This is a genomic window from Methylomonas rosea (assembly GCF_024505055.1).
In the GTDB taxonomy this organism is placed as follows: Bacteria; Pseudomonadota; Gammaproteobacteria; order Methylococcales; family Methylomonadaceae; genus Methylomonas; species Methylomonas rosea.
The window spans coordinates 21,286-45,635 of the sequence record NZ_JANIBL010000028.1; the positions used below are offsets into that span (position 1 = coordinate 21,286).

General features: G+C 54.0%; 30 protein-coding genes. 10 read left to right on the top strand and 20 right to left on the bottom strand.

Annotated features, from left to right (window positions below; genetic code table 11):
* Positions 1-211: 211 nt before the first annotated feature.
* Positions 212-439 carry a hypothetical protein gene (locus NP589_RS10375; protein ID WP_256606912.1) on the top strand — a complete coding sequence of 76 codons (228 nt, stop codon included), beginning with the start codon at positions 212-214 and terminating at the stop codon, positions 437-439.
* Here the strand turns inward: NP589_RS10375 and NP589_RS10380 are convergent.
* The 8 genes from NP589_RS10380 to NP589_RS10415 form a co-directional block, all read right to left on the bottom strand.
* Complete coding sequence (locus NP589_RS10380) at positions 436-1,641, bottom strand: NAD(P)/FAD-dependent oxidoreductase (protein ID WP_256606946.1); 1,206 nt, start codon at positions 1,639-1,641, stop codon at positions 436-438. The genes NP589_RS10375 and NP589_RS10380 overlap by 4 nt on opposite strands.
* A 16-nt stretch (positions 1,642-1,657) precedes the next feature.
* Positions 1,658-2,068 (bottom strand): outer membrane protein assembly factor BamE domain-containing protein, encoded by a 411-nt coding sequence (gene bamE / locus NP589_RS10385; protein ID WP_256606913.1) that lies wholly within the window; start codon positions 2,066-2,068, stop codon positions 1,658-1,660.
* 93 nt (positions 2,069-2,161) lie between these two features.
* Complete coding sequence (locus NP589_RS10390; protein ID WP_256606914.1) at positions 2,162-2,911, bottom strand: beta-ketoacyl synthase chain length factor; 750 nt, start codon at positions 2,909-2,911, stop codon at positions 2,162-2,164.
* The gene (locus NP589_RS10395) at positions 2,911-4,113 is read right to left on the bottom strand and encodes a beta-ketoacyl-ACP synthase (protein ID WP_256606915.1); all 1,203 of its coding nucleotides are present in this window, start codon (positions 4,111-4,113) and stop codon (positions 2,911-2,913) included. Before NP589_RS10395 ends, NP589_RS10390 begins: the two co-directional genes overlap by 1 nt.
* Positions 4,110-6,437: an MMPL family transporter gene (locus NP589_RS10400; protein ID WP_256606916.1), complete on the bottom strand. Its 2,328-nt coding sequence runs from the start codon at positions 6,435-6,437 to the stop codon at positions 4,110-4,112. The genes NP589_RS10395 and NP589_RS10400 overlap by 4 nt, the downstream gene beginning before the upstream one ends.
* A gap of 3 nt (positions 6,438-6,440) precedes the next feature.
* Positions 6,441-7,073 carry a LolA family protein gene (locus tag NP589_RS10405; protein ID WP_256606917.1) on the bottom strand — a complete coding sequence of 211 codons (633 nt, stop codon included), beginning with the start codon at positions 7,071-7,073 and terminating at the stop codon, positions 6,441-6,443.
* On the bottom strand, positions 7,070-7,681 hold the full coding sequence (locus tag NP589_RS10410; RefSeq protein ID WP_256606918.1) for a COG4648 family protein: 612 nt from the start codon (positions 7,679-7,681) through the stop codon (positions 7,070-7,072). Before NP589_RS10410 ends, NP589_RS10405 begins: the two co-directional genes overlap by 4 nt.
* Positions 7,682-7,683: 2 nt before the next feature.
* On the bottom strand, positions 7,684-7,947 hold the full coding sequence (locus NP589_RS10415; RefSeq protein ID WP_101052310.1) for a phosphopantetheine-binding protein: 264 nt from the start codon (positions 7,945-7,947) through the stop codon (positions 7,684-7,686).
* 50 nt (positions 7,948-7,997) lie between these two features.
* On the opposite strand from NP589_RS10415, the gene NP589_RS10420 reads away from it, so the two are divergent.
* From NP589_RS10420 to NP589_RS10460, 9 genes are all read left to right on the top strand, one after another.
* The gene (locus NP589_RS10420; protein ID WP_256606919.1) at positions 7,998-8,594 is read left to right on the top strand and encodes a methyltransferase family protein; all 597 of its coding nucleotides are present in this window, start codon (positions 7,998-8,000) and stop codon (positions 8,592-8,594) included.
* A gap of 57 nt (positions 8,595-8,651) precedes the next feature.
* Complete coding sequence (locus NP589_RS10425) at positions 8,652-8,894, top strand: phosphopantetheine-binding protein (protein ID WP_256606920.1); 243 nt, start codon at positions 8,652-8,654, stop codon at positions 8,892-8,894.
* A complete protein-coding gene (locus tag NP589_RS10430; RefSeq protein ID WP_256606921.1) occupies positions 8,891-10,183 on the top strand; it encodes a hypothetical protein in 1,293 nt (430 codons plus the stop codon). The genes NP589_RS10425 and NP589_RS10430 overlap by 4 nt, the downstream gene beginning before the upstream one ends.
* Before the next feature lie 219 nt (positions 10,184-10,402).
* Positions 10,403-11,836 carry an amino acid adenylation domain-containing protein gene (locus tag NP589_RS10435; protein ID WP_256606922.1) on the top strand — a complete coding sequence of 478 codons (1,434 nt, stop codon included), beginning with the start codon at positions 10,403-10,405 and terminating at the stop codon, positions 11,834-11,836.
* 30 nt (positions 11,837-11,866) lie between these two features.
* Positions 11,867-12,109 carry a hypothetical protein gene (locus tag NP589_RS10440; protein WP_256606923.1) on the top strand — a complete coding sequence of 81 codons (243 nt, stop codon included), beginning with the start codon at positions 11,867-11,869 and terminating at the stop codon, positions 12,107-12,109.
* 68 nt (positions 12,110-12,177) lie between these two features.
* On the top strand, positions 12,178-12,633 hold the full coding sequence (locus NP589_RS10445) for a GNAT family N-acetyltransferase (RefSeq protein WP_256606924.1): 456 nt from the start codon (positions 12,178-12,180) through the stop codon (positions 12,631-12,633).
* A gap of 606 nt (positions 12,634-13,239) precedes the next feature.
* Complete coding sequence (locus NP589_RS10450; protein ID WP_256606925.1) at positions 13,240-14,358, top strand: acyl-CoA dehydrogenase family protein; 1,119 nt, start codon at positions 13,240-13,242, stop codon at positions 14,356-14,358.
* Positions 14,359-14,441: 83 nt separating this feature from the next.
* Positions 14,442-15,179, top strand: a complete 738-nt coding sequence (locus NP589_RS10455) for a polysaccharide deacetylase family protein (RefSeq protein ID WP_256606947.1) — start codon at positions 14,442-14,444, stop codon at positions 15,177-15,179.
* Positions 15,180-15,231: 52 nt separating this feature from the next.
* On the top strand, positions 15,232-15,609 hold the full coding sequence (locus NP589_RS10460; RefSeq protein ID WP_064008205.1) for a rhodanese-like domain-containing protein: 378 nt from the start codon (positions 15,232-15,234) through the stop codon (positions 15,607-15,609).
* A gap of 77 nt (positions 15,610-15,686) precedes the next feature.
* Here the strand turns inward: NP589_RS10460 and NP589_RS10465 are convergent, their stop codons facing one another.
* The 12 genes from NP589_RS10465 to NP589_RS10520 form a co-directional block, all read right to left on the bottom strand.
* On the bottom strand, positions 15,687-16,253 hold the full coding sequence (locus NP589_RS10465) for a hypothetical protein (RefSeq protein WP_256606926.1): 567 nt from the start codon (positions 16,251-16,253) through the stop codon (positions 15,687-15,689).
* A gap of 121 nt (positions 16,254-16,374) precedes the next feature.
* The gene (locus NP589_RS10470; protein WP_064008203.1) at positions 16,375-16,791 is read right to left on the bottom strand and encodes an acyl-CoA thioesterase; all 417 of its coding nucleotides are present in this window, start codon (positions 16,789-16,791) and stop codon (positions 16,375-16,377) included.
* Between the two features lie 2 nt (positions 16,792-16,793).
* Positions 16,794-17,771: a lysophospholipid acyltransferase family protein gene (locus NP589_RS10475; protein WP_256606927.1), complete on the bottom strand. Its 978-nt coding sequence runs from the start codon at positions 17,769-17,771 to the stop codon at positions 16,794-16,796.
* On the bottom strand, positions 17,768-18,511 hold the full coding sequence (locus NP589_RS10480; protein ID WP_256606928.1) for a glycosyltransferase family 2 protein: 744 nt from the start codon (positions 18,509-18,511) through the stop codon (positions 17,768-17,770). Before NP589_RS10480 ends, NP589_RS10475 begins: the two co-directional genes overlap by 4 nt.
* A complete protein-coding gene (locus tag NP589_RS10485) occupies positions 18,495-18,866 on the bottom strand; it encodes an ApeI family dehydratase (protein WP_256606929.1) in 372 nt (123 codons plus the stop codon). The genes NP589_RS10480 and NP589_RS10485 overlap by 17 nt, the downstream gene beginning before the upstream one ends.
* 8 nt (positions 18,867-18,874) lie before the next feature.
* Positions 18,875-19,522 carry a COG4648 family protein gene (locus NP589_RS10490; RefSeq protein WP_256606930.1) on the bottom strand — a complete coding sequence of 216 codons (648 nt, stop codon included), beginning with the start codon at positions 19,520-19,522 and terminating at the stop codon, positions 18,875-18,877.
* 5 nt (positions 19,523-19,527) lie between these two features.
* Entirely contained in the window at positions 19,528-19,776 is a 249-nt protein-coding gene (locus NP589_RS10495; protein WP_256606931.1) for an acyl carrier protein, read from the bottom strand.
* A 223-nt stretch (positions 19,777-19,999) separates the two neighbouring features.
* Positions 20,000-20,755: a beta-ketoacyl synthase chain length factor gene (locus tag NP589_RS10500; protein WP_256606932.1), complete on the bottom strand. Its 756-nt coding sequence runs from the start codon at positions 20,753-20,755 to the stop codon at positions 20,000-20,002.
* Position 20,756: 1 nt separating this feature from the next.
* Positions 20,757-21,992: a beta-ketoacyl-ACP synthase gene (locus NP589_RS10505; RefSeq protein WP_371929664.1), complete on the bottom strand. Its 1,236-nt coding sequence runs from the start codon at positions 21,990-21,992 to the stop codon at positions 20,757-20,759.
* Entirely contained in the window at positions 21,986-22,714 is a 729-nt protein-coding gene (gene fabG, locus NP589_RS10510) for a 3-oxoacyl-ACP reductase FabG (RefSeq protein ID WP_256606934.1), read from the bottom strand. The genes NP589_RS10505 and fabG overlap by 7 nt, the downstream gene beginning before the upstream one ends.
* Entirely contained in the window at positions 22,711-23,202 is a 492-nt protein-coding gene (locus NP589_RS10515) for a hotdog family protein (protein WP_256606935.1), read from the bottom strand. The genes fabG and NP589_RS10515 overlap by 4 nt, the downstream gene beginning before the upstream one ends.
* The gene (locus NP589_RS10520) at positions 23,174-24,343 is read right to left on the bottom strand and encodes a beta-ketoacyl-ACP synthase (RefSeq protein ID WP_256606936.1); all 1,170 of its coding nucleotides are present in this window, start codon (positions 24,341-24,343) and stop codon (positions 23,174-23,176) included. The genes NP589_RS10515 and NP589_RS10520 overlap by 29 nt, the downstream gene beginning before the upstream one ends.
* Between the last annotated feature and the right edge of the window lie 7 nt (positions 24,344-24,350).

The following is a 24,350-nucleotide window of genomic DNA, read 5'->3' on the forward strand; positions in this document are numbered from 1 at the left end:
TGCAATTGGAAACATCACGAAATCCTCACCGATCCCTAAAATCAGTGTGATACCTAGCTACTCAAACACAATTTGACACAAGTGCGGACTTCAACACGGCAACGCAAGCAAGGCTTTAAAAGCCAATCACTAGATATCGTTCGTAATCTCAAAGCCGTTTGACATATGACGCTCAGCTGAAGATTCTTGCTAATCAGGATAAATTAAGTGCATGTCTGCATACCCGCCAAGTACATTGGTTGGGACTTTGACTCTAGCGATTCCCTCTGCTCAAGTCGGTACGCTAACGCACATGGGCGCTGCGCCGGACGTTTTTAGATTGAATAGCGCACGCTGGGCAGTGTCCGCATTGCAATTGTCCATGACTAAAAGCCGTGGTAACTGGGATTTGGATTCCACCGTGCAGGTGCCGGCAGAGAGGATTCGGGAGAAATATTAACTGGCGGTTCGGCGGCCGGCCAGCAAACTTTGTTGCAACTTATTGTTGTCCACCCATAAATCACCCGCCAACAGCTGACCAATCTGCCCTTTCAGATCGGGGTCCCGGTCGGCTTCAAAGAACAAGTTATGGACAATATTGGAATGGTAAAAGCGCTCTACAAATAGGCGCATCGTGTTGAAACCCAACAGATAATTCTGATCGTCTTCGGCATGCAGCTCGGGATCGGCTTCACGACCTTCCGCAAGCCCTTGATGCAAGCGGTCAGCGACGCGCGCAGCACTGGTAAAGGCCAGAAACACTCCGGAAGAAAACACCGGATCAAGAAAACCGGCGGCATCCCCGCAGCAGGCGTAGCGGGCGCCATAACGGCTCTGGTTGGTGTAGCTAAAATCCGCTTCAACTCTAGCGGGCGCCGACTGTTCGGCCCCTGCCAGCAAACGATTCAAGACTGGCGAACCGGCCATATACCGGCGTAACAGTTCCTCGGTATCACAGTCACGGGGTTTGTCCTTCTGCACCACCAAGCCCACGCTCAAGCGCCGCCCGGCCAAGGGAATAATCCAGATCCAGCCAATGTCCACGACCGGGACGTAAATATTCCCGGAACGGAACAGTTCATCGGCCTCCTCACCCGGCTGAATGTTCTCGAAGTGGGTATACACCGCAAACTTGCCCAAATTTTCGATCCGTTTGATGCCCTTGTCTTTTTTACCCATCAGCGCGCTGCGGCCGGTGGCGTCGATCAGATAGCGGCAGCGGTAGCGGCTGTGATCGGACATGATGCTGACTCCGTCAGACTGAAAGGAAACATCCAGGACTTTTTCCTCTTGATGCGTTTCGACACCGTGTTTCGCGGCGTTTTCAAACAGCATTTGGTCGAAGGGGGCGCGTTCTATCTGGTAGGTTTTGCGGTGTACGCTCAACGGGAAATACATGCGCTGTGCGGTGGCTTCGTCCATGAACACCGCCCCGCTTTTCGACAGATTGCCGGCACTCCAATCTATGCCTAAGCGCTGTATCACCGGTTCACTAAACGGCAGCATCGATTCGCCGATATGAAAGCGCGGATGTCTGCCACTTTCCAACAGCAAAACCTTATGACCATATTGCGCCAGCAACGTCGCGGCTGTCGAGCCGGCCGGGCCGCCACCGACCACCACCACATCATGGTCAAAACTGTTTTGCTTGTTGGCTATCATCTTCAAAGGTTACTGATTAGTCGTTCGGATAGCCGTCTTCGGCGGCGTTGTAAATAGCACGATACACGGTCCAATGCACGCCGCCGATGCCGGCCCCGGTGTAGGTGATGATTCCCACGCCTTTGTAAAACTCATCGGTGCGCATCACGTCCGGACCAAAGTAAAAAGGGATCCAGGCTTTGCCGGTTTGATAAGACTTGGTGTCGGTGGGTTGGCCCAAAATTTCGTGAACCTGGCCCTGGGTCATGCCCAGCTTAAGTTTGGCGAACGGGCTATTCGCGGGAAAGTTACCGTCAATGCGCGAGTCCGGCGCGGTACTTGACTGAGCCGCCGGAACGCCTGACTCAGCGGGTGCTTTATTGCTGGATGCGCAGCCTGTGCCCAGTGCTAAAGCGGCGAAGAATGCTAATGTTTTATAGTGTTTCACAGAGATACCTTCAGGTTGATTTTGGTAGCGGTGAATAGTAGTTCAGTTACCGCCATTTTTCACCATCGTCTATTTTTGGATAGTAGGACGCCATCACTCCCAACCACGGACATCAACTTGCCAACCCGGCGTATGCGGCGTTAGCGCTATGGTTTGTGCCCCTTTTCCAGCTGAAACCGCTTCAAGCAAAGGGATAGCGGCCAAAATGGGCATACTATTTACCGAATTAGTCCAGGCCGCCGGAAAAATGGCCTCGCCTGCTTGCGGTCTGCCTATTTGCATCAGACGTCCATCAACTGCTCCAGCCGCCAATACCAAGGCACAGGCGAAAGCCGGGTTGCCACGACCTGGATCGAGATATTCCGGCCAGGTTTCGTCATAACAAACCAGCAGCAGTTCCCCGCCCTGGCAAGCCAACTGGCACCAGGCTTCCAGTAAGGCCATCGGCAAGGTGTCAGATCCCGCCGCCAGCGCGCTGGCCGGCTGGGTACATTGTTGGGCGATACTCCAATAGCCGGCCGCCGTATTCTGAACGGAATTGTGAAATCCGGCAGGTGAAATCACGCCATCGTCTTTGACCAATTCTGTGCAAATCTGGTCGGTCGTCTTAATTTCCCCGGCCACACTGGCAAATATAGCCGGAAAGGCTGATGGCGGACGCTGCGCTTTCTCGCAAGCGGCGGTTGCCGCGCTGAAGGCCATTTGCATCGCCTGACTGCTGCGCCGACGCAATAGCGGCGGAATGGTGTCGCGATTAATATCAAAGGCTGGAAACGGCAGGCTGGCGCGAAACTCTGTGTCCGGCGCGCATGCGCCCACACCAAGCAGACTCATGCATTCCATTAAGCCGCCTCCAGCAAGACACTGGCGTTATTACCGCCAAAGCCAAACGCATTGCTCAATATCAGACGGGGGCTGACCTGCAAGTCAGGCGCGGCGACTACCGGAAACCGGCATTCCGGATCAGGCACTCGCAAGCCGCAGGTGCCGGGTAAAAACCCGCGCTCCAAGGCCAGCAGGCTAACCACGGTCTCAACCGCACCGGCCGCACCCAAGGTATGACCGAACAAGCCTTTTACCCCGCTGCACGGCGGCGGATTGGGAAATAAGCTGCCTACCGCTCTGGCCTCGGATAGATCGTTCAGGGTGCTGGCGGTTGCATGCAAATTGATGTAATCGACCTCACTCGCATCGCGTCCCGCCAGGCGCAAGGCCTCGGCCATCGCGGTAGCAGCACCGACGCCATCCGGGTGCGGCGCGCTCATGTGATGGGCATCGGAAGACTCGCCCACTGCCAATAAGCGGGGCCGATCTGCATTTTCCGCGCGGGGCTTTTCCAGCAACAATAAAGCAGCGCCCTCCCCTATGTTGATCCCTTGGCGCTCGGTATCCATCGGCCGACAGGCTTCCGCCGCAATGAGTTGCAAACTGTTGAAACCACGCAGCGTCAAGCGACACAAACTGTCCACGCCTGCGACCAACACCGCATCGCAACAGTCCGTGGCTAGCAGTCGTTGCGCTGCAGCCAAGGCTTTGGCGCTGGATGAACAAGCCGTTGAAATAGCATAGCAAGGCCCTTGTAATCCCAATTCCAGCCGCAAAAACTCGGCTGTCGCTTGCGCCGTCTGTACCTTGGTGAAATAAAAATCGTCTGGCATTAAGCCGTCTTGGTGCAAGCGGGCATAAGCATTCTCGGAGTCGTAGATGCCTGAGGTGCTGGTACCCAGTATCAAACCCACCCTAGCCGCGCCATGCTTTGCGACTGCTCGTTCGACATGGGCACGGAAACCGCCTTGGTCCAGGGCTTTTAAAGCCAGTCTGGCATTGCGACAGTCATAGGCTTGCAAGCTAGACCGAATCGCCGGTAACGGTGAAGTCACCTCGCCCACCAAAGTATCGAAAGGAATAGCAAATAGTGTCAGCGGTTTCAGGCAAGTTTGGTTAGCAATCAGACTGGCATACAAGGCTTCCACATCGTCACCGCCGGCGCTGACGCACTGGTAGGCCGTGACGGCGACAGGAGAAATGATCGGAGACAAGGTCATTTATTGGTTGGCTTTTGAATCAGTAACGGACAAAGCAGAAAACCTAAGCTAACGCCCAAGCTTACCGAGAGCGCCAGAATTGGCAAGGTGGGCGTCTTGCCCAAGCCCAGCGCGCCAAACGAAGCGATTGTTGTTAATGTCGATGAGGCGATCGCATGATAGGTAACATCGGCATCCTTGCCGCGATTGTCGATAAAAAAGATGCCGTAATCCACGCACAGCGAGACCGATAACAACAAACCGATGACGTGCAGGAAGCTGACTTCCTCACCCATCAGCGCCCAAGTAGCGAAAATGAATAAGACGGACGCAATAGAAGGCAACAAAGTCAGCAACACCTTGCGCATGTCGCGCTGTTGCAGCCAAATAAACAAGGCCATCACGCCGATACCGATGCCCAGCATCGCTAAAGATCGATCTCGATATTTGCTCGCCAAATGATCCAGTTTATCCTTTTGGCTGAAGTAACGCGTGCCTTCCAAGTCTGCCAAACCGGCTATCAATTTATCGGGATCGTGCTCACCTAACCACAGCGACAACATTACCCCGGTTTGGCCGGTCACTATTTGGCCGGACAGAATATGCTTTACCGGCGAATCCATAATTTTAGCGGGCTGCAATGGTTCGTTCACCGCAGGCAGCAATGATCCAAGTTTCTCAACGGAAAGGCCAGCCTTGGCTAATCCCGCTTGCCAGGCTAGTTGAAACGCTGGCGTTGTAACACCTTGATAGAATTTGGCGTTTTCAGCTTGCAACTGCGCAGATACCAACCACGGAAACAAACCGTGATACTCGCTAACCACCCCCGCTTGCTTTAAGGACTGCAATCGGCGCTCGGCGGCTTCGGAGCGCTGCAGCGCTGTTTCCCAGTCGTCCGCTTGTATCAACACAAACCGGCCTGGTTCGATACTGGAAAAATGCGAGCGTACCGCTGCATCCTGTTGCTTCAGCAAATCCATGTCTACCGCCAACTTCTGCATATCGTCCATCCAACGAATTTGCGGCAGGCACAACCCGGCTAAAACAACGCTAACAGCAAATAAACCCAGCAAGATTTTCCGGTGCTTACCGCAGAAATTCACCCAGGCCGCAATGCCGGGCAAATGTGCAGAGTGGAGCGAAGAATTGGTCAGTAAGGCCGGCAACACCCAGCGAGTCAATCCTAAAGACGCGGCGACGCTGGCTAATGCAAACACGGCGATTTGCTCGAAGCCGGGAAACCCGGTAAAGCCCAGCGCGCCGTAGCCGATCACGGTGGTCAAGCCGCCCATTAGCAGACTCGGCCACAACAAGCGGACCGCTGACAGAGGCGTATTGCTGTGTTTGGCGCAATGCACCATGACATGAATAGGGTAGTCAGAGGAAATGCCGATTAAACTGGCGCCCAAAGCCAAGGTCAAACTGTGCACCTGCGGAAATGCTAAGGCTGTCGCCAAGGTGCCAAGCACAAACGATGCGCCCTGCACCATCATCACCCAGTGCAAGGCCGAAAAGGAATGAAACAGGAATAGAAACACCAAAGCCACGGCCAGGCTGGACACCACCGACACCAGGGTCACATCCTGGCTGATCTCACTTTGCGCGGCCACACTGAATACCGGTACGCCGGCCATCGATAACTTAAACGCGCCGCCGGCTGCCGCATTCAAGCTGTCGAAACTGGCATGAATCGCCGCTTGCAAGCGGGTCTGCGCCTCGGAATCCAGCGCCGCCGGACGGCTTTGCAGGATTAACGCGCCGCCGCTACCCAGCTTTGCTTGCTGCTGAAATTGTCCCTGCAAAGCCTTGAAGCCGTTTAGCGACAGTAACAAGGGGTCCTGTTTGGCGATGGCTTTGACAAAATTACCTTTCGGTGAGAGCAAGGCTTGCTTTAATCCGTCGGCTTTAGTCGCCAACTGGGTAGGATCGAACAATGCCGGTGCATCTGTTTGCGGATTTAGACTGAACAGGCGAGCGTGGTAAGGCGCATAAGAAGCGACCGCATCTATCCAGTCGAGAGGCGGCTGGTCGGCCGGCCAGACTTGCTCTACATCATCGAGTTTGGCGAGTTGTGCAACCAGACGGGCGCTAAAAGCGGCGACGGAATTTAGGGTTTCGCCGGGATTACTGATGCCCGGCGCGGGCTCGGTCTTTTCCACGACGAGTAAGTAGCGCCGCGATAATTCGCCTGACTTTAATAAGCCGGCCAATAGTCGGGAATCTTCATCGTCGGTCGCGGTAAAAAACGCGTTCAGGTCAGTCTCGACCTTGATTTGCCAAAAAGTGATCGCCAGCAATAAGGGAAACAGCAGCACGAACCAGCGCTTTCTCCAGACAAAAGACACGCCCTATTCTCCGCTGGCTTCCCGCAGCAAGCGCTGGAGGGAATATTCCTGTTGCTGGGCTGTGGTGGCTTTTTGCATCCGGTACTCGGTGGATTCGCCATCGGCTTGTTTGATCAGAATGCGGCGTTGCTCGTCTTTGTCGTCACCGGATATTTCAATTGACGGCGAGTCTTCGGCAGTCAATTCCGGTTTCGGCGTCAATCGCAAAATCCATTGCTTGCCTTGCTTTTCGGCGGCAATGTCATAGCTCATTTGCAAATCTTCAGTACGTCCTTGCAGGATGGTCCGGAACACTTTGATCTGCGCGCCTGCCGGACCAGCGGAATCCAAACCCGCGCTGTGACGTTGATTTTGCTGTGGGTCCCAGTAGAGCATGCGCTGGTCGGTAATCGCCATGATCACCCGCGTGGGTTGCAGTTGCAATTTGACCAGGCTGCCATCCGCAGCGGATAGCATGACGCCTTGTCCGTGCCATGGTTCGGCTGCCAATTCCAGTATGCGGGTTTCTTCATAGCTAAATTGGGCCTGACCCGTTTGCCGGATGCGGGCCAGTAATTCAGCAAGCACGGCGTCATCCGCCAATCCAGCGATGGGCAACAAGGCCAAAAGCAAAAAAACTACGTGTTTAATTCTCATCCTTTGAACACCTTATGACCGTTCATAGCGATGACTTTAAACGTCTCCAATGCCGGCGGAATCTCCAAATCGGGAAAACGCCGGTGCCGGTAAAACCATTCACCCGTTCCCAGCAGGCCCATCAAAAGATACACCAAAATCCCGGTATACAGCGCCCAAGCGGTTTGCCCGGCGAACAGCGGCAGGACGGCGCAGATAACGATATTGACCGCAAAAAATAAGGTCCAGACCCAGGTCAGATTCCGGCAATAGTCGGCAATGCCGGGTACTAACTCGGGAAACTGCAAGCGAACCAAGCGTTCGATAAAAGAAGGCGGCGACCACAAGGTATGTCCGAATAAAAATGTCAGCCACAAATAAGCGAATGACGGTACCAGCCAGACAAAATAGGTCGTCGCAAAATAGGCGCCGGCCAACAATACCCCAGCGAGAGCAAAGCTCGCCAAACGTGCGACCAAGCCGGCCGCGGTAATGCCGCGCCATAGGGTCAGCGCGGCGAAGACGATTAGCTCTAAGCTGGCAAAACCGAGACCAGTCAGATAGGCACTTAGAAAAGGATAAGCGACAACAATACCGGCGATTAAGAGCGGTTTGATGACATGCCGCATGATTAGCGGGTGCGATTAGCGGCGACGAAGTCTGCGAGCGAGCGGAGGGAGAGAAAAATCTGATTATTGCGTTCGTCGCCGGAGGTGATCTTAATACCGTATTGCCGATCCAGCATCACGCCGATTTCCAGTGCATCAATAGAGTCCAAGCCCAGTCCACCACCAAACAACGCATCGTCCGGCGACAAGTCATCCGGAACGATGTCTTCCAGGAGCAAGCCCTCGATAAGCATGGTTTTCAATTGGCTGATCAAGTCTTCTGACATGGCTAGTTAAATTCCATTAATAAACGCCGGATTCTACACAAATTCCTGGAGTGGTTCAAAATCACTTGGATTGCGGCGCCGGCAATGCCAAAATTGCTGAACGCTTACCCACTCAACACCCGATGCCGACAGATAGATACATGCGTCCTTTCCTGGCTTTAAAGACCCTGTTATTCACGCTAATCGTCCCCGGCGCGGTGCTGATTTACGTACCTTGCTGGCTACTTTCCGATCCGTACAGCAACTTGCCGCACGCCAATCTGGCATGGGCTCTGCCCTCAGGTCTGTTTATCATCCTAGGTTTAGCTATTTATCTGCGTTGCGCTTGGGATTTTGCCGTTAAGGGACTGGGCACGCCCGCCCCAATAGATCCACCCATAAAACTGGTTATAACCGGACTGTATCGCCGCACCCGCAACCCGATGTTTCAAGGCGTTTTGCTGCTGTTATTGGCAGAATGTTTGCTGTATGCCGATCCGAGCTTATTAATCTATGCCGGCTCTATTGCCCTGTTTTTTCATATCACGGTGGTATTTCGCGAAGAACCCGACCTCGCTAGCCGATTTGGGCCTGATTATATTAGCTACTGTCAGCAAGTGCCGCGCTGGGGCTTTGCGTTAAAAGCATTTGTCACGGACGCTAACTGATGCCGGGCGGTAATATCAGTATAATTTACCCTCTTACTTACCAACCATAACGATGCCATGAAGGACGTACTAAAAAGCTTCATCTTTGCCGAATTGATTTATCACGAAGACCCGGCCACATTCGGCGACGAGGATAATCTGTTGGACGCCGGACTGGACAGCATGGGCATCATGCGTTTGATCATGTTTGCCGAGAAAGAATTTGGCGTTACTTTGCCGGACACCGAAATCGAACCGGATAACGTCGGCAGCCTGAAGTCTTTAGAAAGCTGGATCCGCCGCAGCGGTTACACCGGATGACGGATTCCAAAGAGCAGCTGTTCAATCCTGGCGATTATTTTACCTATGTACTCGACCAGGAGATTCGTAATGCCGGCATGCCCGGCGGTTATTGCGGATTTGCGCTGCAACTGGCGGAAACACCGGATTTGTCCGGTCTGCAGAAACGCTTGAATTTACTGGTAGAACGTTTCCCGCAAGCCTCAGCCAACATCGAGCCGCGAGGCAAGCGTTTCGCGTGGGTCGCCACCGGCAACCCAATACTGTTGGAATTGCATCAATGCCAGCCTGATGCGAATGAGGCCGATGAAACCCAACGCTTGCTGCTGGACATTTTCAATCGCCAGGAATCCCGGCCGCTGACGGTACACTGGATAGCTGGCGCTGACGGCGGCACTGTATTGCTGATTTGGTTGCATCCCCTGCTCGATGCGCGGGGCTGCAAGATATTGCTCGACTTCCTGTCTACAGAACGTCCGGAAAGCTTTAAAGATTCGCCGTCGCTGATCGAAGCCAAATTGGCGCAATGGAGCTTCTGGAAAAAACTGCAATTGTTCTTCAAAGCCAAGCGCCACAATACCGCAGCCAATAGCCTGGATAGTTGCTTGCCGACTCAGGTAGAACAAGGGCCGCAACACCTGCAATTGAAAGTACAGCGTTTCGATGCCGAACAGTCACAGCGCATCGCCAAGTTGGCGCAACAATACACCGGCCTGACCGGTCGCACGCTGTATTACCTCGGCTGCTTCATGCGCGCCATGGAACTGGTGGGTCCGCCGGCGGCAAAAGACGGTTATTGCATCCCCTATGCCTTCAATTTGCGGCGCCAGAATGCGCCGACGCCGGTGTTTGGCAATCATATCGGCTGCCTGTTCGCCCGCGCCACCCGCCAGCAAGTCCGCGATCGAACAGGCTTGTTCGCGCATCTGTTGAGCGAGCATAAGCAAGTCGTGCGAGATGAACTGGACTTGGCCTACCTGCCGCTGATGTGGCTGGGCCAATGGCTATCACCCGACAAATACGCCAAAGTCTTGCGCAAACAACACAGTGGCGGCGAATTAAGCTCGTTGTGGTTCTCCGACATTGGTGAACTATCCTGGGGCAAGACAGGCTTTCTCGGCGTCCCGGTGACCGATTTATCCCTGATGTGCTGGATGACCTTGCCGCCCGGTTTGGCGCTGTTAGCCTGCCAGCACAACGGCAAGTTGGTTTTATCTTATAGTTACTTATCGCCAGCAATAGACGAGGCTTGGTTGGAGGCGGTAATGGCGCGGATGAATGTCGAATTGCTGGAAACTGCCGAAAGCTGAGTTAAGTATTTTTGGGCGCCACGTTCAGACATCATCAGTATTAGGTTAAGCCGTCATTCCGGCAGGGATTGCCGGAATCCAGTTTACAGGGACGTAAAACGCCATTGCCTTCCATGGCATTCGGACCCCGGCAACCCCTGCCGGGGTGACGCCACTCTAAACTTACTAACTGAGATTCCCCCAGCGTGGGAATCATTCGGAATCCATTATTTTTAGCTCATGCTGCTGACACCTTTTCTACACCAATGCCAACAACAACCTGACTCCTTGGCCTTGCAAGAGCAAGATCGAAGAGTCAGTTATCGGCAACTTCTGCAACGGGCGCAAACCATTGCCGCCGCGTTACAAGCCAAAGGCATCCAACCCGGCCAGCCGGTCGCGATTCATATTGATCGTGGCATAGACGCCGCTAGCGCGCTGTTCGGCGTCCTGTTGGCGGGCGCATGCTATGTGCCACTAGATCTGAAAAACCCCATAGCCAGACTTAGCTTTATCATCGCCGACGCTCAGGTTTGTGTAGTGATTGGATCGGGTTCAGCACCTCATTGGCTGGATAGCGACCTATGGCTCGACATCGCCAGCTGTAACGAGGCAACGCCAGCAACTGTAGAAATTCCCGCCGAATCGCTAGCTGCAATTTTGTACACCTCCGGCTCCACCGGCCAACCCCGCGGCGTGGCTATTAGCCACCGAACGATTGCGGCATTTACCACCTGGGCTTCCGACTTGCTGGATTTAACGCCTGCCGACCGCATCGCCAGCAGCGCACCGTTGTTTTTCGACCTGTCCACCTTCGATCTCTATTCGGTGTTAGGCGCCGGGGCCAGCTTGCATTTCATCCCGGCCGGTTTGACCATGGCCCCGGCCCGCTTGAGCGCCTGGCTCAGCGAACAGGCCATCAGCGGTTGGTACACCGTGCCTTCGCTGCTAGCCTTCCTGACCTACAAAGGCAACCTGGCGCAAACACCGCTAGCTTCCTTACGCTTTTTAATCTTTGCCGGCGAAGTGTTTCCCACCCCTGCCCTCATCGATCTAGCGGCTAGCTTGCCGCAAACGGCCTTGTACAATTTCTTCGGCCCTACCGAAACCAATGTCTGCTGTTATTGGCCGGTGGAGCGCGACCGCTTAATCGCCGAGCAAACCATCCCCATCGGCCAGCCCGCCGCCGGCTGCGAACTGCAAATCGACGCGGAATCCGGCGAGCTCTGGGTACACGGCCCGACACTAGCCAGCGGCTACTGGCGCGACGGTCGCGTGCAGTCTTTTATGAACGCTGACGGTTGGTATGCTACCGGCGACCGCGCCAGCATAGAACAAAACGAATACCGCTTCCATGGCCGCCTGGGCCGCATGCTGAAATCCTCCGGCTACCGCGTCGAGCCGGCAGAAATTGAGGCTATCGTCAACGCCATCCCCGGTGTCAAAGCTTGCGCCGTGATCGGCATAGATGACCCCACAGCCGGCCAGCGTCCAGCGTTAGCGATGGTTTTGGAGCCGGAAATGACCATCGGCGAGATTCGCAAGGTGTTAAGCAGGCAACTGCCGGCCTATATGCAACCGAGTCGTTATTTAGTTCTGGATGAATTGCCGCGATTGGCAAATGAGAAGTTGGACTTTCAGCAGCTAAAAAATCTGTTCGAAACTCAACTATGATCTCCGAACATTCTATTTAGGCGACAAAGTATGTACGAGTTATTAATGATCGTGGTGGGCGGAGTATTAGCCGTTTACGTGACAGCGGAATGGGGGCTTCATTTCCTGGAATTGAGGCATTGGTTGGATCTGATTCTGACTGTATCAGCTCCTTGTTTCATAGCAGTCGGCCTAATGCTCAAATTACGTTGGGCTTCTTATTTGCTAGCCGCCATCGGCATCACCAGCGCTTTATTTGTCTCAGGGAATTTTAAACTTCTGTTACCAGCATGATCGACGCACAGTTGTCGTACTGATAGCAGGGGGAAACACCGGTAGTGACTGGCGATAACAGACAAGCCTTGAATAATTTAGTCCATTTTATGACCACCTTCTCTCTAATCGACGCATCCGAGCACGACCAGGATTTCATCTTTGAAATATTCAAACTCTCGATGCGTGATTACATCGAGTGGGCCTGGGGATGGGACGAGGAATTCCAACGTACCGGGTTCTGGGCAACCCTACCGGTGAAGAATTTTAAACTGATTTGTATTTCTGGGGAGCACGCCGGCGCAATCTATGTGGAAGAGAGCGAACAAAGCCATTGGATCCGCACTATATTCCTGCGTCCGGAATTTCAAAGACTTGGAGTGGGTTCCGCTTTGCTTACACAAGAAGCATTCCGAGCAAGACGTCTAAACAAGAAATTGATACTAAACGTCATTAAGATCAACCCAGCAAAACGTCTATATGATCGTATTGGTTTCAAAGTAGTGGATGAAGACAGTAAGACTTACCACATGCAATGGGAGTAAAAATCATATCATTCCCACGCTCCTGCGTCCTAAACCAACGACCATCCCATGGGCCGAAGCCGCTACACTATCACTGAACCCCAGCAAGCGCATTTCCTGACCTGCACGGTGGTGGAATGGCTGCCGGTTTTTACCCGCCCGGAACCCCTGGCTCGATTGCTGGGCGTTTCAACGGCAACAGGTCGGTTTGAAGCTCTACGGATATGTGATTCTAGAAAACCATCTGCACTTCATCGCGCGGAGTACCACGCTGGATAAATGCGTTGCCAGCTTTAAAGCCTTTACCGCGCGGCGGATTATCAACCACTTACAGTCAAGACAAGCCGAACAGCTAACCTGATTGTGAAGACCCTTCAGCGATCTCTAAATTCGTCATCTCGGCAGTGATTTCCGAGATCCAGAAGTCAAGGATGGCAAGCGTCGAAAACGTCCATGTGATCTGGATTCCGGCAATCCCTGCTGGAATGACGTAGTTGCTGAAGCGGCTATGTATTCACTACAGATTATGCTGGCGCGTCTGGGGCGGCATTCCCACGCTGGAGCGTGGGAACGATATAATCTGCCTACGCCGATTAATGCTTAAGTGAAAATACACAAACCTCAATCATGACTAAAACCCCTGATTTTTCCGGCATACCTGCTTACGCAGGCCCACCGAACGAAGCCCAAATCCGATCCCGCTTGCATGCTGTCGCCGAGCTGGGTGTGTTCCGTCATGCCATCCCCCAAGCCATCGGCGGTTTTGGCGACGACTTTGCCGCTCTGGTCGAAAGCCATCGCTGGCTCGGAGAAAGCTGCCGCGATCCCGGCTTGATGCTGGCGATCAACGCCCATCTGTGGGGCTCGGTTTTTCCGATCTTGCTTTACGGCAGCGAGACGCAAAAAGAAAAATTTCTGCCGGCCTTGCTAAACGGTCAATGGCTGGGCGGCCATGCCATCACCGAGCCGTCTTGCGGCTCGGACGTGCAGGCGATGACCGCTCGCGCGGAACTTAGTGGCAGTGGTTATGTGTTGAACGGCGAAAAACGCTATATCAGCAATGTGCCATTAGCTGATTGGTTGGTGATTTACGCCAAGCTGGACGGCAAGATTTCTGCGTTCCTGGTTTGCCGCGAGGATGACGGCTGTCAGTTCAGCGACGAGGGGGCTTTGAGCGCTTGCTTGGGCAGCGCTACCGGCAGCGTGAGCTTGAAAGATTGCCGGCTTGGCCCCGATCGCCTACTAGGAAAAATCGGCGCCGGCACGCAGATGATCCAAAAGGCGCTGGAATACGAGCGGGCCTTTGTATTTGCCGGCATTGCCGGGATCATGGACTGGCAACTGGCGGAAGTAGTGCGTTACAGCCGGGAACGGCGCTCCGGCGGCGTACATTTGGGCAAGCATCAGGCTATTAGCCACAGAATTGCGGATATGAAGTTGCGGCTGGACACTGTCGATTTATGGTTAGGCGAATGCGCGCGATTGTGCGACGCAGGGCAACGCCTGACAATGGCTTCAGCGCAAACCAAACTGTATGCGGCCGAGGCCTTCTTGCAATCCAGCCTGGATGCGGTGCAGATCATGGGCGCGGCGGGTCTGGAATCGGAAAGCATAATGGCGCAATTGGTGCAGGATGCCATGGCCGGCCGCTTGTTTTCCGGCAGTTCGGAAGTGCAGAAAAACCTGATCGCCGCGCTGCTCGGCACCGGCGACGCTTACCGGCTTAACCCGCAACCTCATTCATGATGAACTTTTCCGCTTACCGCAACTGGCAGCCGACACTGCTAATGAAGGCCTCATTCGCTATAACAATGGCTGCCCCAGTGACTATGGTCATTCAACCCGGCATCTGGCCTTGGGCCCTGGCCGTGTTAATTGCCGATCATTTGGTTTTAACCTTTGCCGGGCTTTGGCCGCGCTGTTCCTGGGTGGGGTCAAACTGGACTTCGTTACCGCCAGCTTCCGCCGCGCGGGGCGAAATTGCCATCACGATTGACGACGGCCCTGATCCCGACATCACACCCGCCGTCCTCGATATACTGGATCATTACCACGCCAAGGCCACATTTTTTTGCATTGCCGATAAAGCTCAGCGCTACCCGGACCTGTGCCGGGACATCGTGAAGCGCGGGCACGCCGTGGAAAATCACAGCATGCACCATCAATACCATTTGCCGTTTCTGTTGCTAAATGGCTGGATGGCCGAACTAAACGCGGCCCAGGATGCTCTGACTAAGGTGACCGGCATCCGCCCGCGATTTTTCAGGCCGCCGGTGGGATTGCGTAATCCTTTGCTGGACCCGGTACTCAATCGTTTAGGGTTGAAATTGGCGAGTTGGACCCGACGCGGCTTCGATACTATCGAGGGCAATTCGCAGGCGGTATTAGCGAAATTATTGAAAGACCTAAAGGCCGGAGACATCCTGCTGTTGCATGACAGTAACGTCGCTGTTACTGAAAGCGGCCAGCCGGTGATTTTGGAAGTTTTACCGCCTCTGCTAAAGGCTATTAGCGCTGCAAGGTTACGCACCGTCACGCTGAGCGAGAGTCTGGAAGGTTCCGACTAAGGTCACGAACAAGCCTGTTTATCCAACAAACCTGACTGCGGAGAAATCAGCCATGAAAAAATACTATTCCATCACCGCTTTGCTGTTCTTTCTGAGCGCTTGCTCGTATCAAGCGCCGGATTATTTGCAAGTTATTGCCGCGCCGGAATTAAACCAACTGATGCAAAAACAGGATATTTTTCTGGTGGACGTGCATACGCCGGAGCAGCGGCATATCAAAGGCACTGACGCCTTTATCCCTTACAACAACGTAGAAAAATATCTGGATAAACTACCCAAGGATAAATCAACCCCGATTTATTTGTACTGTGAGGGCGGGCCGATGGGAAACGCCGCAGCCAAAACGCTACACGAATTGGGTTACGAGCATTTAAGCAATCTGGAAGGCGGCACCAAAGCCTGGAAACAGGCGGGATTTGGGTTCGAATAAACTTGCGGAGTATGAGTTTTTAATTTCTGGAACCGTGACGAATGTCAGCGGTTCCAGCGACGGAAGATTACCGGTGTTTATTCGACAATATTATCAACCTTGCCGTTTTTAAATTTGACCACAAAGCGGTTGAACAGATTGGACCAGTAAGTCCAGTCGTCACTGTCCAGCGAGGGCGTCACATGCTGCGGCGGGTAGCCAATGGCCGCCAGCACGGCTTTTTTACTCATATCTTTCTTGACCTGCCCCGCCAGGATGCTTTCGCGTTCGGCGGCGGTAAATTGATTAAGATCAACTTTGCTGGTGCCGGCGATTTTACTGAAGGCAATCGGCATCTCGTCCTTGGTAAATTTCTGCACGTTTTCGATCGTAATCAATTGGCCGCTAGGCTCCACTCTAAGCACCGCGTCGTCGGAGTTCAGAGACAGCAATGCGACCGGCGTATTGATCGGAATCAACTGGCCCTTACGATAATTGGTGGTGCGGAACCGGTTTTGCTCTTGGAATAGACTGAACTGCGTGTAGTAAACCTGAGCGGGCTGCACAACCGCCGCCGCGCCTTCGCCGGGTTTAAGCTCTTTTTTACACCCAACCGCCAACACAGCCAGGCACAGCAGCATCAAAATGTAGTTTTTTCTAAACATAGTCAAAATCCCTCGAGCAAAAGGTTAAGAACATGCCGGCGCCAGGCAAAATGCAGCGCCGCGACGGTAAAAACAGATAGTACAGCCGGGAAAGCCTTAAAAACAAACAGAATAGACAGCATTAGGGCGAATCGATTTTAATCCCGAGTTTTTCCAGAAACACGGCCGGCGAGGCGAAACACATTTCGCGGCTCACCGCATCAACGGCGGCTTGGATGGTATGCCCCTTGGCCAATACTTCGCCGGTTTCGGCATCAGCGACCAGGTATTTAATCTTCATCCGGTATTCCCACTCCACCAACTCCGCCGATACGCGAATCCGCTGTTCAAACTGCGCCGGGCGCACATAACGCAGTTGTAAATCCACAATCGGCCAGACGTAGCCGGTCTCCTTCATGGCCATATAACCGTAGCCGATTTTGTCCAGCATCGCGCAACGGGCGATCTCGATGTATTTGCAATAGTGGCCGTGCCAGGCAATATTCAATAGATCGATGTCATGAAAAGGCACGGTCATTTCGACTTCGGCGCGTAGCATAGTCACTTGTCCTCGGCAGCAATCGGGGCTTTATCGTTTGCAGCCGGCCGGCCCCAATACGGGTAAAAATTAAACCATTGCAGTGGCGCAATCCGGCAATAGCCCTCCAGTCGCTCGGCATATTGTCTTGCCAGGGCAGCCAAGGCCTGACTACGTTGGGGATCGCCACGCGGGATGCGGATATTCGCGGCAAATGGCTCGAGATGAATTTTGAATCGTCCATCTACCGGAAAGCAGAACAGGGTGAAGACCGGACAACGCAACAACGAAGCTAACAGATACGGGCCTTGCGGAAATTCGGCATCCTCTCCTAGGAAACTAGCCGACATGGTGCGGCTGCCCTGCACCGGCACCCTGTCGCCCACCATCACCAAAAACTCGCCGCGCTCGATCTTTTCCTGCAAGCTAATCGCAATCGCCGGACTCAACTCAGTAACTTGAATCAACTGGATGGTGGCGCTGCCACGGCTGCCGAGCAGGCGGTTAAACTTCTCGGCGTGCTTGGTGTGCACCAAAATATTGAGATGGATGTGGCCGCGCATCGTGGCGATGGCCTGACAGATTTCCAGATTGCCGATGTGGCCGGACAGCAGCATGGCGCCGCGCTTTTGGTCGATCAAATCCAGCAGCAGCTGGCGATTGGGAAAATCCACTTGTTCCGGCGTGATATTGCCGGTCCAAACCACAATTTTATCCAGCAAGGTTTCACCGAAGCTCAAGAAATGCCTGTAACTCTGCCAGAGCCCGCTGCCTAAGCCCAACTCCGGGTAAAACCCGGCTAAGTGGCGCAAATACTCCCTCGAAGACTCGCGGGCAAGATGCCCGGCGACAAAGTAGTAACTCACCACCGGCCGTAAAAACAAACGAAATACCCAACGGCCGAATACCCGATACACCCACACCAACGCCCGTATGCCCCAAAGCAGGCTGTTTTCCTCCACGGCGGCCCAATGCCGGGCGGCGGCGTTTGCGGGTTTCATCGGAAATGCCTCAATAACAATTTTGGCCAACGTAACAACATGCCAAAAAACAAGCGGGCATGGGTCTGACTTAGCAGCAGATTATCCTCCCAAGCCCGGAAATGCGATAAGCCGTCAAGCGGATAGCGCACTTGGGTGGGAATGGAAATGATCGACACCCCTTGCCAATAAAGCCGGACCAAAATTTCCGTATCAAACCCCATGCGGTTTTCCATGGCAATGGTTTGGACTAACTTTGCGGTAGAGGCCAGCGGGTAAACCCGGTAGCCGCACATCGAATCGGGGATGGCCCAAGACAAGGTGTTGATATACACCCAAACATGGGTCAGGTAGCGGGCGTAGTAGCGCAGTTTGGGAATCGATGCATCGAATAGCGCCCGGCCGATGACTACCGCTTCCGGTGTTTGTTTAGCAGCGTTGAGGAATTTATCCAGATCGTTTAAATCGTGCTGGCCGTCGGCATCGATTTGCAGCGCGTGCGAATAACCTTGCGCCAGGGCAGCTAGGATGCCAGATTTTACCACCGCGCCCTTCCCCTGGTTTACCTCAAACCTGATAGTTTTTATCAAGGCATATTGCTCGGATAAACCACGAATAACCTCGGCGCAGGAAGCATCGCTACCGTCATCCAGCAACAGACAAGGTAATTGCCGAGCGGCCAAGCGCTCAACAATCCTGGGGAGCGGCTTTTCGTGGTTGTAGACCGGAATCAGGATGCAGGGATTAAACAAGGTCGTCATGGAAGTAGATTCTACCCGAGCTATATTCGCAGGCTGGCGAACGGTAACAAAATGTCAATTTGCCGGTTTGTTGCAGATAGTGCAATTCCAACTCCAACTTTTGGCCAGGCAACAACAGCTCCTTAAATTTTACCGATTCCATATGACTGAAGGCGCGGGTTAAATCCAGGTATTGCCGGGCATAATGCACCGCCCATTGGATTTGCACGACGCCCGGCACCACCGAAATTTCATCGAAATGACCGTTGAAATAGGTTAGATCCTTAGGAACACGTAGCGCCAACACCACGCCGTCGGCCTGAACTTGTTCGACTAGCATCTCCGGAAATAAAACGACCGGTTCGTTTCCTTGCATTACTGTATTCAAAAGCTGGCCTTCACTTTGCGGCGCACAGCCATTTCTGCTGCCATCAATAAACCCATCAGCACATAGGAGATGCAACCGTTGTAAAGGCTCCACAACCAACGGTCGCCATACCAAATAGTCAGCAAGGAAATTGCCGCGTTGCCAAGAAAAAAAACGCTCCACACCAGCGTCACTTTCCTTGTATACAGCACACCATGGGCGGGCAGATTGGGAAATTCCAGTCTGGCTAACCGTTCCACCACTGTCGGCGGATGAATCAAACTAAAGGAAAACACCGCAAAAAACAGCAGACTGACGAACACCGGATAAGCCAGCAGCCAGCCGGCATCGTTAACCCATGCGCCCAGCAACAAAAATAGTGCGCAAGCCAATATCAACCGAGACTCGGCTGCGCCGGCGGATTTACCGGACTTTTGCAGCCAATAACGTAGCAGGAATAAGCCGGCGAGCCCCAAGGCCATGGCGCGCGGCTGAAAATAATCAGCGGAAAACCAAATCAGAAAGGGATAGCAGACAGTCACTGCGCCGATAATCACATTGAGGATGATTTGCCGAGGCTTTGCTTTGGGGATTGGGCAAACACTGGTATCGGGATTTGCCTGGAGCCTGGCTGGGACCAGGTTGTTGAGAAAGTCTTTAAACATCCAGCCTATTCAGCGCTGATCCGATACACGGTATCGACCACATCCTGGATGGTACGGGCGTTTTTGAAATCTTCGGGATTGATGCGTTTGCCGGTAATCTCGCGCAGCCTGACCATTAAATCTACAGCGTCTATGCTGTCGATATCCAAATCCTGCCGCAAGTTTGCCTCTAAGGTGATGTCATCGGGTGTTAACTCGAACATTTCCGACATCAGTTGTCTTAAGGTGGCGAATACGTCTTCTTGGGTCTTCATACGGGTTTTGTTTCCTATTGCGATACTCTCGACTCGGCCGGGCATTCATTCAGCAGCAAATGCTCAACAGGCTCGATTAAGCGGGTATCGGTTTGATATTGTATTTTCTTTGGCACCACTCCAAGCGCCAAAGTATCTCTGCCAACCGCGCGATAAATTACTACGCCAAGCAAGGATTATACCCTGGGTTACGGCAGATCGCTTACGCTGCTAGCAATCGAAATCACGAAACATTGTCCAAACGCCAATACCAGATAGCCCTATCTAGCCGACAAGATCCGCTTTGCTGGCCGGTTACGACTGCTTGAACTAAATTCGGCAACCCATTTTCCGGCAATCCCGGGCCATTCGCCGGCTCGCGTGTCAGTCGCAACTGCCGCCCCGCTCCACCAGGCCTCGCTAGCGTCATCGCCAAAGCCCAGGTGGTTTGGCTGCCGGGCAGATAGGATCGGTAAACTTCCGGCAAAGGCTGTTCATACCAGACCACTAAAACCTGAGGCACATCCAACAGCATGCCGCCAGCTTCCAAAAAGACTGAATACGGCCCTTCCGAGCCCCCGGCCAAAGCCACATAAGGCAGATAACTTGAGCTATGGAAACTGGACAAGCCGGCTATGGCATTATGCACACATTGGCTGAAGCGGCTAGGCGAAACATGTTCGCCCGCTGCCAAATCTTCCAGCATCTCGAAATAATACTGGCTTTCGCCATGGTTCGAGAAAAATACCGAGGGCATGTCGCCGTTTTCGTTGCGGCAGCGCCAGGCGACAGCGCAGGCGGCTCTGGCTAAAGGCGACAATCTACGTCTTTGCATTGCCGGTAAAAATCCCACGTCGGCATTACCCTGGTTATACGGCAATATTTCTCCATCCGGCCAGTTATTGAGATTAGGATACGGCGCCGACTGCCAAAAACACCAGTGCTTCAGCGTGAAAACCAAGCTACGTTCCAAACCCGTCGCGTCCATGCTGTCGGTCAATTTAGCTATCCCAGCGCTGGAAAACCAAGGACGTGTTGATACCGCCGAATGCAAAATTATTGCTGACGATGTAGTCTGCATCGATGTTGCGGCCGTCGCCGGCCAGATAATCCAGCTCCGCGCAACGCGGATCGGGGTTATCCAGATTCAAGTTGGGATGAAACCAACCGTCGCGCATCATCTGAATCGCCACCATAGCCTCCAAGGCCCCGCATGCGCCCAAGGTATGACCGGTGAAACTTTTCAGACTGCTAATCGGCGTATTGCCGCCGAACACTGCGGCGGTAGCCTGACTTTCGGCAATGTCGCCCTGTTCGGTGGCGGTACCGTGCGCGCTGATGTAAGCAATTTGATCGGGTTCTAGCTGCGCATCCTGCAAAGCCAACCGCATCACAACTTGCATGGTGTCGGCGTTGGGTTGCGTAGCATGCACGCCGTCGGCATTGGTGGCAAACCCGGCAACCTCGGCGTAGATTCGCGCGCCGCGTTTTAAAGCACGATCCAGGTCCTCCAAGACCAAGGTGCAAGCACCCTCGCCTATCACCAAACCGTCGCGGTCGCGGTCGAAAGGCCGGGGAGTTAGCTCAGGCTCAGCGTTGCGGGTACTAGTGGCATACAGTGCATCGAACAACGCGGCTTCGGTGGGACAAAGCTCCTCCGCGCCGCCGGCCAGCATCACATCCTGTAAACCGTATTTGATAGCCTCATAGGCGTAACCTATGCCCTGGCTACCCGAGGTACAAGCGCTGACGGAAGGAATGACTCTGCCGCGCACCTGGAAAAACAAGGCGACGTTGGCGCAGGTGGTATGGCCCATCATCTTCAAATAAGTGGTGGCATTCAGATTGCCGATGTCGTGATTGATCAGCATTCTGCCGAAGTCGGCGATAGCCGGCGTCGATCCTACCGACGAGCCGTAGGCCACGCCGGTGCGGCCGCTACTGATCACCGGATCGCCCAGCAAACCGGCATCGATCATGGCAAGCTCGGTGGCACGAGTCGCCAATAAAGAAACCCGACCCATGCTGCGGGTGTTTTTGCGGGTGTAATGCGCCGGCAGCGTAAAGTTTTCCACAGGACCGGCCAGGCGGGTCAGTAAACCGTTATAAATTTCCCATTCCGGAATGTAACGGATGCCGGACTGCTTTGCCGAAAGTCTGCCGCGTATTTCTTGCCAATCGTTGCCGATGGGTGAAAAGCCGGCCATGCCGGTGACAACGACGCGCCGAGTCAACACAAACCTCCATTCACGGAAATCACTTGGCGAGTAATGTAGCCGGCATCTTCGGACATTAAAAACGCCACCAACGCGGCAACTTCTTCCGGCGTACCCAAGCGTTTTGCGGGTACAGCTGCAAGAGCTTCTTCAAGGGGTAAGCCTTCCAGCATCTCAGTCTCGATTAAGCCTGGGGCCACGCAGTTGACGGTGATTTTGCGTTTTGCCAATTCAACCGCCAGGGCTTTAGTCGCACCGATAATACCGGCCTTGGCCGCGCTGTAATTGACTTGACCACGGTTACCAACCAAACCGGAAACCGACGACAGGGTAACGATGCGCCCAGGCTTACGCCGTTGTATCATAGGCATGACTAGCGGATAGAGCACGTTGTAAAAACCATCCAGATTACAGCGCAGCACTTGATCCCAATCTTCGCCACTCAGCGCCGGAAAGGCATTGTCTCGTGATAACCCGGCATTACAGACCACACCGTAATAGGCGCCGTTGGCGAGGATGTCGGCTTCCAAACTGTCTTTAGCAGCGCTGCGGTCGGCTAAGTCAAAACTCAACACGCGAGCTTGGCGGCCCATCTCGATAATTTGGTCTTGTACTTGCCTTGCTTCATCCAGCCGGCTGCGGCAATGGACGACAATATCGTAGCCTTCGCGAGCAAGGCGCAAGGCAATCGCTTTGCCGATGCCTCGGCTGGATCCCGTCACCAGGATGGTTGGTTGGCTCATATTCCTTTTCCGGCGAGAAATTTTTGCGAATCTTGCGGCAGCAACACATTTAACTTCGAGCTGGCCTGGATATGTTTCCCTGCTATCGTGCAGTCGAACACCGACATATCGTTCGCCGCTTCGATGATCTTTTCCGCCCTCACGGTTAACGTTGCGCCGCAAGGGAAACTACCGACCGAACACTCAAAGTAACGAGTACCCAATAAAAACCCCAATCCTATCGCCTCGCCTCGGCACTTGCGGTGGTAACCGGAGTAGGCGGCAATGGCCTGAGCCATGTATTCCAACCCTACCCAGGCGGGTACATGTTGGTCGGCACTGGAAAACAGACCGTCGTCGCGGACTTTCAGTTCGGCCACAATATGGTCGTCACCCACTTCCAGCACCCGGTCCAGCAGCACCATACGCCCGGATTGAGGTACTAGCGTTTCGATGGGGTAAGGAAAAGCCGCAGGACTGTCAGGGATGTCCAATGAGCAAGGACACATTGTTTCCGCCGAATGAAAAAGAGTTGCTGAGGCAGTATTGTAGCGGCTTTAGCGATTGGTTTTCCAGCCCGACCAAATGCAGCCGCACCATGTCGGGATCAGGCTCGCCATCCCACAAATGGGGCGGCAAACGACTTTCTTGATGTAAATCAGACAGTAGCACCCAGCACAAACCTGCTTCGAGCGCGCCGGCCGCCCCCAAGCAATGGCCGGTAGACGGTTTACTGGAACTGCAAAATGTATCGCTACCGAACAACTGCCCGACCGCCCGATTTTCCATCGCATCGTTTTGCCAGGTTGCGGTACCGTGCAGGTTGATGTAATCAATTTGCTCAGGCTTTAGGCGCGCATCGTCCAGCGCCGCTTGCATCGCCAGATATGCACAGCTACCGTCTGGGCGCGGCGCGGAAATATGATAGGCATCGGCACTGGCGCCGACACCCAGCAAGGCGATTTCGCCAGGGTCGCGGGTCATCAGAAATAAAGCCGCACCTTCTCCTATCACGGTGCCGTCGCGATTTTTACTGAACGGATTGCAAGTGGTTTTGCTGAGGGCACCCAACGCAAAAAAGCCTTCCAGCGTGGTGCGGCATAAACTGTCAGCACCGCCTACCACCACCGCATCGCAGACACCCAAACGTATCAGGCGGCGCGCCGAGGCCAAGGCATTGGCGCTGGATGAACAGGTCGTGGACACGGTGTAGGCCGGACCACGAATATCCAGGTAAGCTGCCAAAAACTCCGCCGCACCACCCAGTTCCTGCTGCTTGTAGTGATAGTGGGTTGGCATACGCCCGATTGCCTGCAACGCCTGCACTGCGGCTTCACCTTCGGCAATCCCGGAAGTGCTGGTGCCGACTACTATGCCGACCCGTTCCGCACCGTAACGGGCCATGGCTTTACTGACCGAGGAGTGGATTTGATCCAGCACTGATAGCAGCAAACGGTTATTGCGGCAATCGTATTGTTTAAGGCTAGTCGGAATGGCCGGTAGCTGGGTTAGCACACCGAATGCGGGAATTGCCGAATCCAGCCAATCTGGCGGCACCGGCCGAGCAGCGTTGCCGGCAAGCCAGCCGGCTAAAATATTCGCCTTGCTGTCGCCCAGCGCGCAGACCATGCCTAGATCGTGTAAATACAAAAACTAC